This is a genomic window from Aminobacter sp. P4_D5 (genome assembly GCF_056401815.1).
In genome coordinates this window covers 1-8243 of record NZ_JBFUIP010000213.1, presented here as the reverse complement: position 1 = coordinate 8243, position 8243 = coordinate 1, and the positions used below count along the sequence as shown (strand labels likewise).

The following is an 8243-nucleotide window of genomic DNA, read 5'->3' as shown; positions in this document are numbered from 1 at the left end:
CCATGGCGACGCTGCTCTTGATCTCGCACAGGTCAGAGGTCTTGCTGGAGCCGGCGCGGCGAATCATCGGCGACGATGGCGGCGCAAGCGCCTGGAGCGTGGCTGGAACTGGCAAGCTTCTTGCGAGGCTTTACGCCGAAGATGGCTACACGCTACGTAAGCGACTCGTTCCACTCGTCGAACTGCTCAATGGCCAGGCAGGCCTGCCCAGGCTTTGGTCACTCTAGGATTTTGGTACCGGCATGAACCTGACGCCCAGGGAAAAAGATAAGCTGTTGATCGCGATGGCGGCGATTGTCGCACGAAAGCGGCTCGAACGCGGCGTCAAGCTCAACCATCCTGAAGCGATCGCGCTGATTTCCGACTTCATCGTCGAGGGCGCCCGCGACGGCCGCCCGGTCGCCGAGCTGATGGAGGCCGGCGCCCATGTCATCACCCGCGACCAGGTCATGGACGGCATCGCCGAGATGATCCACGACGTTCAGGTGGAAGCCACCTTTCCCGACGGCACGAAGCTCGTGACCGTGCACGAACCGATCCGCTGAGGCCGTCATGCTTGAGCTGCGCCCCAATTGCGAATGCTGCGACCGCGACCTGCCGCCTGAAGCGCCCGACGCGATGATCTGCACCTTCGAGTGCACCTTCTGCGCCGACTGTGCGACAGGCGTGCTCGGCGGCACCTGCCCCAATTGCGGCGGCAATTTTTCCGCTCGCCCGATCCGGCCCGCTTCCATGCTGTTGAAATACCCTGCCTCGACCAAGCGCGTGCTCAAAGCCGAGGGCTGCACCCCCACGGCCAACACCGCAGCGTAGGAGCACACATGATCCCCGGCGAAATCATCACCGCCCAAGGCTCGATCGAGCTCAACAAGGGCGCGCCGACGGTGACCCTCAAGGTCGCCAACACYGGCGACCGGCCSATCCAGGTCGGCAGCCACTATCATTTCTWCGAGACCAACAACGGCTTGAAGTTCGACCGCGAGAAGGCGCGCGGGATGCGGCTCGACATCGCCGCTGGCACCGCCGTGCGCTTCGAACCGGGCCAGGAACGCGACGTCACACTGGTGCCGCTCGGTGGCAAGCGCGAGGTCTACGGCTTCCAGCAAAAGGTGATGGGAAAGCTCTGATGCCAGCAACGATTTCCCGTCGTGACTACGCCAAAATGTTCGGCCCCACCACCGGCGACAAGGTCCGGCTTGCCGACACCGAACTGTTCATCGAGGTCGAAAACGACTTCACCGTCTACGGCGAGGAGGTGAAGTTTGGCGGCGGCAAGGTCATCCGCGACGGCATGGGCCAAAGCCAGCTGTCGCGCGCCCAGGGGGCCGTCGACACCGTCATCACCAATGCGCTGATCCTCGATCACACCGGCATTTACAAGGCCGATGTCGGGCTCAGGGACGGCCGCATCGCCGCCATCGGCAAGGCCGGCAATCCCGACACCCAACCAGGCGTGACCATCATCATCGGCCCGGGCACCGAAATCATCGCCGGCGAAGGCAAGATCCTGACTGCCGGCGGCATCGACACCCATATCCACTTCATCTCGCCGCAGCAGGTCGACGAAGCGCTGAATTCCGGCGTCACCTGCATGGTCGGCGGCGGCACCGGTCCCGCGCATGGCACGCTCGCCACCACCTGCACGCCGGGCCCCTGGCACATCGCCCGCATCATCCAGGCCTTCGACGGCCTGCCGATGAACATCGGCGTGTTCGGCAAGGGCAACGCCTCGCTGCCGGGCGCGCTGGAAGAGATGGTTCTGGCCGGTGCCTGCGGGCTCAAGCTGCATGAGGACTGGGGCTCGACGCCTGCTGCCATCGACACTTGTCTGTCGGTCGCCGACGCCTACGACGTTCAGGTCGCGATCCACTCCGATACGCTCAACGAAAGCGGCTTCGTCGAGGATACTGTCGCCGCCTTCAAAGGCCGCACCATCCACTCCTTCCACACCGAAGGTGCCGGCGGCGGACATGCGCCCGACATCATCAAGGTCTGCCAATATCCCAACGTCATTCCGGCCTCGACCAACCCGACGAGGCCCTACACGGTCAACACGGTGGCCGAGCACCTCGACATGCTGATGGTCTGCCATCATTTGTCGCCGTCGATCCCCGAAGACATCGCCTTTGCCGAAAGCCGCATCCGTAAGGAAACGATCGCCGCCGAAGACATCCTGCACGACCTCGGCGCTTTCTCCGTCATTTCGTCGGACAGCCAGGCCATGGGCCGGGTCGGCGAGATGATCATCCGGACCTGGCAGACCGCCGACAAGATGAAGCGCCAGCGCGGCGCATTGCCGGGCGAAAAAGGCAACAACGACAATTTCCGCGCCCGCCGCTACATCGCCAAATACACCATCAACCCGGCCATCGCACATGGCATGTCCAAGGAGATCGGCTCGATCGAGGTCGGCAAGCGCGCCGACCTGGTCTTGTGGAATCCCGCCTTCTTCGGCGTGAAGCCCGACATGGTGCTGCTTGGCGGCTGGATCGCCACAGCCCCGATGGGCGACCCCAATGGCTCGATACCGACGCCGCAGCCAAGTCACTACCGGCCGATGTTCGGCTCTTTCGGCAAGGCGCTCACCCACAGCTCAATCACCTTCGTCTCCAAGGCCGGGCTCGAAGGCGGCCTGCGCGAGAGCATCGGCGTGGAAAAGCAGATGGTGGCGGTCGAAAACACCCGCGGCGGCATCGGCAAGCGTTCGATGATTCTCAACGATGCCATGCCTCAGATGGAGGTCGACCCCGAGACCTACGAGGTGCGCGCCGACGGCGAGCTTTTGACCTGCGAGCCATCGACCGTGCTGCCGATGGCCCAGCGCTACTTCTTGTTCTGATACGTCAGGCCCGCGACCTGATGCCACGCCGGCAATGCTGGAACGGCCCCCGGCCAATTGTTATCTAGCATCTGCTAGCAAAAAATTCGGCAGGCCTCCGACCCCCAAGACCGGGGCTCCTGCTCTCTTGGAAATGGAGTTTGACATGATCAGGAAGACAGTTCCTGCCGTTACCTTCCGTACGCGCGTGCGTGACGAAGCCGTCGGCGGCCCCAATCCCTTCCGCTGGGAAGACAAGAGCTCGGCCGATTACTTCGACGGCAAGCGCGTCGTCCTGTTTTCGCTGCCGGGCGCATTCACGCCGACCTGCTCGACCTTCCAGCTGCCCGATTTCGAAAAGCTGTTCGGCGAGTTCCAGGCTCAAGGCATCGATGAGATCTACTGCGTGTCGGTCAACGACGCCTTCGTCATGAACGCCTGGGGCAAGTCGCAGAATCTCGACAAGGTGAAGCTCATTCCGGACGGTTCGGGCGAATTCACCCGCAAGATGGGCATGCTCGTTGCCAAGGACAATGTCGGCTTCGGCATGCGCTCGTGGCGCTATGCCGCCGTCATCAACAACGGCCGCGTCGAGAAGTGGTTCGAAGAAGAAGGCTTCTCCGACAACTGCGACAGCGATCCCTATGGCGTCTCCTCGCCGCAGAACATTCTTGAAGCCCTCAAGAACGACGACGTCGCCGCAGCCGCATAAGGCTCAGGCCTCGCGCTGATCGAAGCCCCGGCCGCACCCGCGCGCCGGGGTTTTTTCATGAAATGCACCAAGCTGGATTGCGCGCAGTTCGTCAATTGGCAGCAGCACTTGCCATCACGAACACAGCAAAATCTATTGGCTAGGCACGCGTTTCGGCGCAGGATACCTGCCATGAACAAGATCTTCGGCAAACCGCAATTGACGCCCTACGAGGCCGACTACGCTCAATGGTGCGCTGAGCAAGCCGCGTTGTTGCGCAAGGGAAATCTGCCAGCGCTTGACCGGGAAAATCTCGCCGAGGAGATCGAAAGCTTGGGGCGCAGCGAAATCGAAAGCCGGCTCAATGTCCTGCTTGTCCATTTGCTGAAATGGCGCTTCCAGCCCGGCCAGCGAACGGGAAGCTGGAAAGCCACCATCACCGAGCAACGCTGGCGGATTTCGCGTGTGATCAAGGACAGCCCCAGCCTGACTGGCTACCCACAGCGCGTGCTAGCCGAGGAATATGCCATGGCGCGTGCGAGCGCGGTCACAGAAACCGGCCTCGCCGAAGACCTCTTTCCAGCGAGCAGTCCTTTTTCGATTGCACAGATCCTCGATCTGGAATTCTTCCCGGAATAGCCGCCCCAGAGCCGCCGCAGCCGAAGTCAAAAGGGCAATTCCAAGCATGTACAAAGCTTACGGTTCGCGCGGATCGCGCGTATCGCGTGTCCTGTGGATGCTGGAGGAACTCGGCGAGCCTTACGAATTCGTCGAGGTCGGGTTGCGCTCGGCCGAGGCCCAGGCGCTCAACCCTTCCGGCAAGCTGCCGGTTCTGGTCGACGGCGACTTCACGCTGACCGACTCTGCGGCGATCTGCATCTACCTCGGCGACAAGCATGCCGACAAAGGTTTTGGCGCCAATCCCGGCCTGCGTGGCCGCGCCGAAATGGACAGCTGGATGCATTTTGCCCAGTCGGAACTGGAAGCGCCCTTGTGGAACAAGCTGCGCCACCGCTTCATCCTGCCGCGGCAACTGAGGGTCGATGTCGGTCCCGCCGTGGCGTATGATTTCGCCAACGAGGTCGCGACTCTCGACAAGCGTCTCATCGGCAAGGAATTCGCGCTCGGCGACCGTTTCAGCGCCGTCGACGTGATCTTGGGCGAAATCGGCGGCTGGGCGCGTGGCGGCAAGATCGCTATCGCCTCCGAGCGCGTCAACGACTATCTCGACCGTATGCTTGCTCGGCCAGCGCGTGCCAGGGCACAGGCCAATGGAGGTTCTTTCTGATGCTGCGCGCCAGCCATTTCATCCGTGCCGAGGCCGTCCGGGCCGATGCGCAACGTCCGCTGCCTTTCGACGTCGCCGTGCTCGCTCATGACGAGCGCCACATCCGCCGCCGCGCCATCGAGCTTGTCCATGGCGATCGCGTGCTGGTCGACCTGCCCGAGCCTGTGGTGCTCGAAACCGGCGACGTGCTGGTGCTCGACGACGGCCGCCACGCCGAGATCTTTGCCGGCGAGGAAGAACTTTACGAAATCCGCGCCCATGATGCCGTGCATCTGACGCAACTCGCCTGGCATATCGGCAACCGTCATTTGGCGGCGGCCATCGAAGCCGACCGGATTCTCATCCTGCGCGATCACGTCATCAAGGCGATGCTCGAAGGCCTCGGTGCCCGCGTCACCGACGTCTTGGAACCTTTCGAACCGGTGCGCGGCGCCTATTCCGGCCAGGGCCACGATCATGGGCATGGCCATTCCCACGATGATGGGCATCACCACCACGATCACGATCATGATCATGGCGGCTACCACCATCACCATGACTGAGCCCACGTCAGGCGGTGCAGCACTGCTGCGGCTCATGGCGTGGCTGTCGCCGGTATTTCCGGTCGGCGGCTTTTCTTACTGCCATGGCCTCGAACGCGCCGTGCATGATGGGCTGATTTCCAGCCGAGACGACCTTGCCGGCTGGCTGACGACGCTGGCCGAAGTGGGCTCCGGCTGGAACGATGCCGTGCTGTTTTCAGAGAGCTGGCGGCGCGCCCGCGATGGCGGCGACCTGACGGAGCTTGCCGCTCTTGGCGAAGCGCTCGCCGGTTCGCGCGAGCGGCATATGGAGGCGATGCTGCAAGGTTCCGCCTTCCTCGCCGCCGCCTCAGCCTGGCCGCATCCCGTACTTGAACGGCTGCCTGTGGAGTGCCCCTATTGCGTCGCCGTCGGCGCGGTTTCAGGCGCGCATGGCATTGCCCTTCAGGATGCGCTTTCGGCTTACCTGCAGGCGTTCTCCACCAATCTCCTCCAGGCGGCGATCCGCCTCGGCGTCGTCGGCCAGGTAGCTGCCACTGCTATCATCGCCGAATTCGAGCCGGTCGCGCTTTCGGTCGCCGCCCGTGCCGCGCGATCGAGGCTCGACGACCTCGGCTCGGCCGCCATCACCTCCGACATCATGGCCATGCGCCACGAAACCCAGCATTCGAGGCTTTTTCGCTCATGATGCCAGTCGCCTTCGCGCTTGCCGCCGTACTCTATCTGTTGACCTCGCTGCATGTCTATTGGGGGCTTGGCGGCGTATGGCCGGGAACCGACCAGGCGTCCTGCGCTCGTACGGTCGCTGGCTTTCGCGGCATCGACGCCATGCCCACGCCCTTCGCCAGCTTCGCCGTCGCTGCCTGCCTCCTGGTCGCCACGCTCTGGCCTTTGGCGCTGGTCGGCGTCTTTGCCACGCCGTTTCCGCGCCAGGGCCTTGCCGCCTCGGCCTTGATGATCGCACTGATCTTTCTCGGCCGCGGCATCGCCGGCTTCACCCCCGCATGGCGCAGGCTGACGCCGGAAATGCCGTTCGCCCGGCTCGACCGCCAGTTCTATTCGCCGCTGTGCCTTGCCATCGGCTTTGGCTTTGCCTTCCTCGCCACCAAGGGATTTGGACAATGACTTCGAAAAACGGCCCGCTTCGCATCGGCATCGGCGGCCCCGTCGGCTCGGGCAAGACGACTCTGACCGAAAAGCTTTGCAAGGCGCTGCGCGACGAGTTCTCGATCGCTGTCGTCACCAACGACATCTACACCAAGGAAGACGCGCTGATGCTGGCCCGCCTGCAGGCGCTGCCGGAAGAGCGCATCATGGGCGTGGAAACCGGCGGTTGCCCGCATACCGCCATCCGCGAGGACGCGTCCATCAACCTGCAAGCCATCGCCGAGATGAACCGCAGATTCCCCGATCTCGACATCGTCTTCATCGAATCCGGCGGCGACAATCTCGCCGCCACCTTCTCGCCCGACCTCGCCGATCTCACGCTCTACGTCATCTCGGTCTGCCAGGGCGAAGAGATCCCGCGCAAGGGCGGCCCCGGCATCACCCGCTCCGACTTCCTGGTCATCAACAAGAGTGACCTTGCACCTTATGTGAACGTCAATCTCGAGGTCATGGAAGCGGATGCTGCGCGCCAGCGCGGCAAGCGCCCGTTCGGATTCACGGATCTTTCGCGCGGCAAGGGGCTCGAAGCCGTCATCGACTTCATCGTCGAAAATGGCGGCCTCAGGCTGGACCAGCGGATTTCCGCCTGATCGGCGGTTGCCGTGCAAGCACCAGCGCTGCATTCTTCCTCCAGTTCAGGGAGGAACACATGGCCGTCACCCAGCTCAAGCAGACCAACCTGCCGTTCTACGAGGAGCGCGTCGACCTCGCCTGCGCCTTCCGCTGGACGGCGCGGTTCAACATGCATGAGGCGGTGGCCAACCACTTCTCGCTTGCCGTCAACGACGACGGCTCGAAATTCCTGATGAACCCCAACCAGGTCCATTTCTCGCGCATCAAGGCGAGCGATCTCCTGCTCATCGACGCCAACGATCCCGAAACGATGAGCGGGCCGAATGCCCCCGACCCGACCGCCTGGGGGCTGCACGGTGCCGTCCACCGCAATTGCGCCCATGCGCGCTGCGTCATGCATGTGCATTCGATCCACGCCACGGTGCTCGCTTCGCTTGCCGATTCGACGCTGCCGCCGATCGACCAGAACACGGCGATCTTCTTTCGACGCCATGTCGTTGACGCCCATTACGGCGGTCTGGCCTTCGAGGAGGAGGGCGAGCGCTGTTCCAGCCTGCTTGCCGATCCCAAGGTCAAGGTGATGATCATGGGTAACCACGGCGTTCTGGTCATTGGCGACAGCGTCGCCGACACCTTCAACCGACTCTATTATTTCGAGCGTGCCTGCGAGACCTACATCAAGGCGTTGTGGACAGGCCGGCCGCTGCGGGTTCTGTCCGACGAGATCGCCGAAAAGGCAGCGCTCGAGCAAGAGGATTATCCCGGCCAGGCCGAACGCCACCTCGCCGAACTCAAGGCGATCCTCGACGAGCAGGAACCAGTGTATCGGAGCTGAGTGAGGTCGCGTACGTCCAACCGCCCCTCATCCGCTTGCCGGCACCTTCTCCCTGTGAAAGACGGAGAGAAGAGACAAGCGGCCACGTCGACGCCCCCTCGCCCCGTTTACGGAGAGAGGGTAAGGGTGAGGGCAATTTTCAAGCGCTCAGTCCAGCCCGAGCAACGCCCGAACCTCGTCGGCACTATGCGCCACCAGGGCGCCTGCCGGCCCTTCGATCTTGTCTTGCGGCCAAAAGATGGTGCGCATGCCCGCGGCAACGCCTGATGTCGCACCGGTCACGGAGTCTTCCATCACCACCGTGTCGGCGAGATCGATCTCGGTCAGCCATGCCGCGCGCAGATAAGGCT

General features: G+C 63.2%; 12 protein-coding genes and 2 pseudogenes. 13 read left to right on the top strand and 1 reads right to left on the bottom strand.

The window, feature by feature from the left end; all coding sequences use genetic code 11:
• From AC1DWF_RS28175 to AC1DWF_RS28115, 13 genes and pseudogenes are all read left to right on the top strand, one after another.
• A pseudogene (locus AC1DWF_RS28175) lies at positions 1 to 227 on the top strand (urease accessory protein UreD); the annotation flags it as partial.
• A 15-nt stretch (positions 228 to 242) separates the two neighbouring features.
• Positions 243 to 545 (top strand): urease subunit gamma, encoded by a 303-nt coding sequence (locus AC1DWF_RS28170; RefSeq protein WP_476781405.1) that lies wholly within the window; start codon positions 243 to 245, stop codon positions 543 to 545.
• Between the two features lie 7 nt (positions 546 to 552).
• On the top strand, positions 553 to 813 hold the full coding sequence (locus tag AC1DWF_RS28165) for a DUF1272 domain-containing protein (RefSeq protein WP_476781406.1): 261 nt from the start codon (positions 553 to 555) through the stop codon (positions 811 to 813).
• A gap of 8 nt (positions 814 to 821) precedes the next feature.
• Positions 822 to 1127: an urease subunit beta gene (locus AC1DWF_RS28160; protein WP_476842321.1), complete on the top strand. Its 306-nt coding sequence runs from the start codon at positions 822 to 824 to the stop codon at positions 1125 to 1127.
• On the top strand, positions 1127 to 2839 hold the full coding sequence (gene ureC / locus AC1DWF_RS28155) for an urease subunit alpha (RefSeq protein WP_476781408.1): 1713 nt from the start codon (positions 1127 to 1129) through the stop codon (positions 2837 to 2839). The genes AC1DWF_RS28160 and ureC overlap by 1 nt, the downstream gene beginning before the upstream one ends.
• Before the next feature lie 145 nt (positions 2840 to 2984).
• Positions 2985 to 3530, top strand: a complete 546-nt coding sequence (locus tag AC1DWF_RS28150; RefSeq protein ID WP_476788259.1) for a redoxin family protein — start codon at positions 2985 to 2987, stop codon at positions 3528 to 3530.
• Positions 3531 to 3587: 57 nt separating this feature from the next.
• Entirely contained in the window at positions 3588 to 4148 is a 561-nt protein-coding gene (locus AC1DWF_RS28145; protein ID WP_476781410.1) for a DUF29 domain-containing protein, read from the top strand.
• 46 nt (positions 4149 to 4194) lie between these two features.
• Complete coding sequence (locus AC1DWF_RS28140) at positions 4195 to 4797, top strand: glutathione S-transferase family protein (RefSeq protein ID WP_476781411.1); 603 nt, start codon at positions 4195 to 4197, stop codon at positions 4795 to 4797.
• On the top strand, positions 4797 to 5339 hold the full coding sequence (locus AC1DWF_RS28135) for an urease accessory protein UreE (protein ID WP_476788260.1): 543 nt from the start codon (positions 4797 to 4799) through the stop codon (positions 5337 to 5339). Before AC1DWF_RS28140 ends, AC1DWF_RS28135 begins: the two co-directional genes overlap by 1 nt.
• Entirely contained in the window at positions 5311 to 6006 is a 696-nt protein-coding gene (locus AC1DWF_RS28130) for an urease accessory protein UreF (protein ID WP_476781440.1), read from the top strand. The genes AC1DWF_RS28135 and AC1DWF_RS28130 overlap by 29 nt, the downstream gene beginning before the upstream one ends.
• Positions 6003 to 6443 (top strand): DUF3995 domain-containing protein, encoded by a 441-nt coding sequence (locus tag AC1DWF_RS28125; protein ID WP_476781413.1) that lies wholly within the window; start codon positions 6003 to 6005, stop codon positions 6441 to 6443. The genes AC1DWF_RS28130 and AC1DWF_RS28125 overlap by 4 nt, the downstream gene beginning before the upstream one ends.
• A complete protein-coding gene (gene ureG / locus AC1DWF_RS28120) occupies positions 6440 to 7075 on the top strand; it encodes an urease accessory protein UreG (protein ID WP_476781414.1) in 636 nt (211 codons plus the stop codon). The genes AC1DWF_RS28125 and ureG overlap by 4 nt, the downstream gene beginning before the upstream one ends.
• 59 nt (positions 7076 to 7134) lie before the next feature.
• Positions 7135 to 7893 carry a class II aldolase and adducin N-terminal domain-containing protein gene (locus AC1DWF_RS28115; protein WP_476781415.1) on the top strand — a complete coding sequence of 253 codons (759 nt, stop codon included), beginning with the start codon at positions 7135 to 7137 and terminating at the stop codon, positions 7891 to 7893.
• Positions 7894 to 8040: 147 nt separating this feature from the next.
• Here the strand turns inward: AC1DWF_RS28115 and AC1DWF_RS28110 are convergent.
• A pseudogene (locus AC1DWF_RS28110) lies at positions 8041 to 8243 on the bottom strand (HAD family phosphatase); the annotation flags it as partial.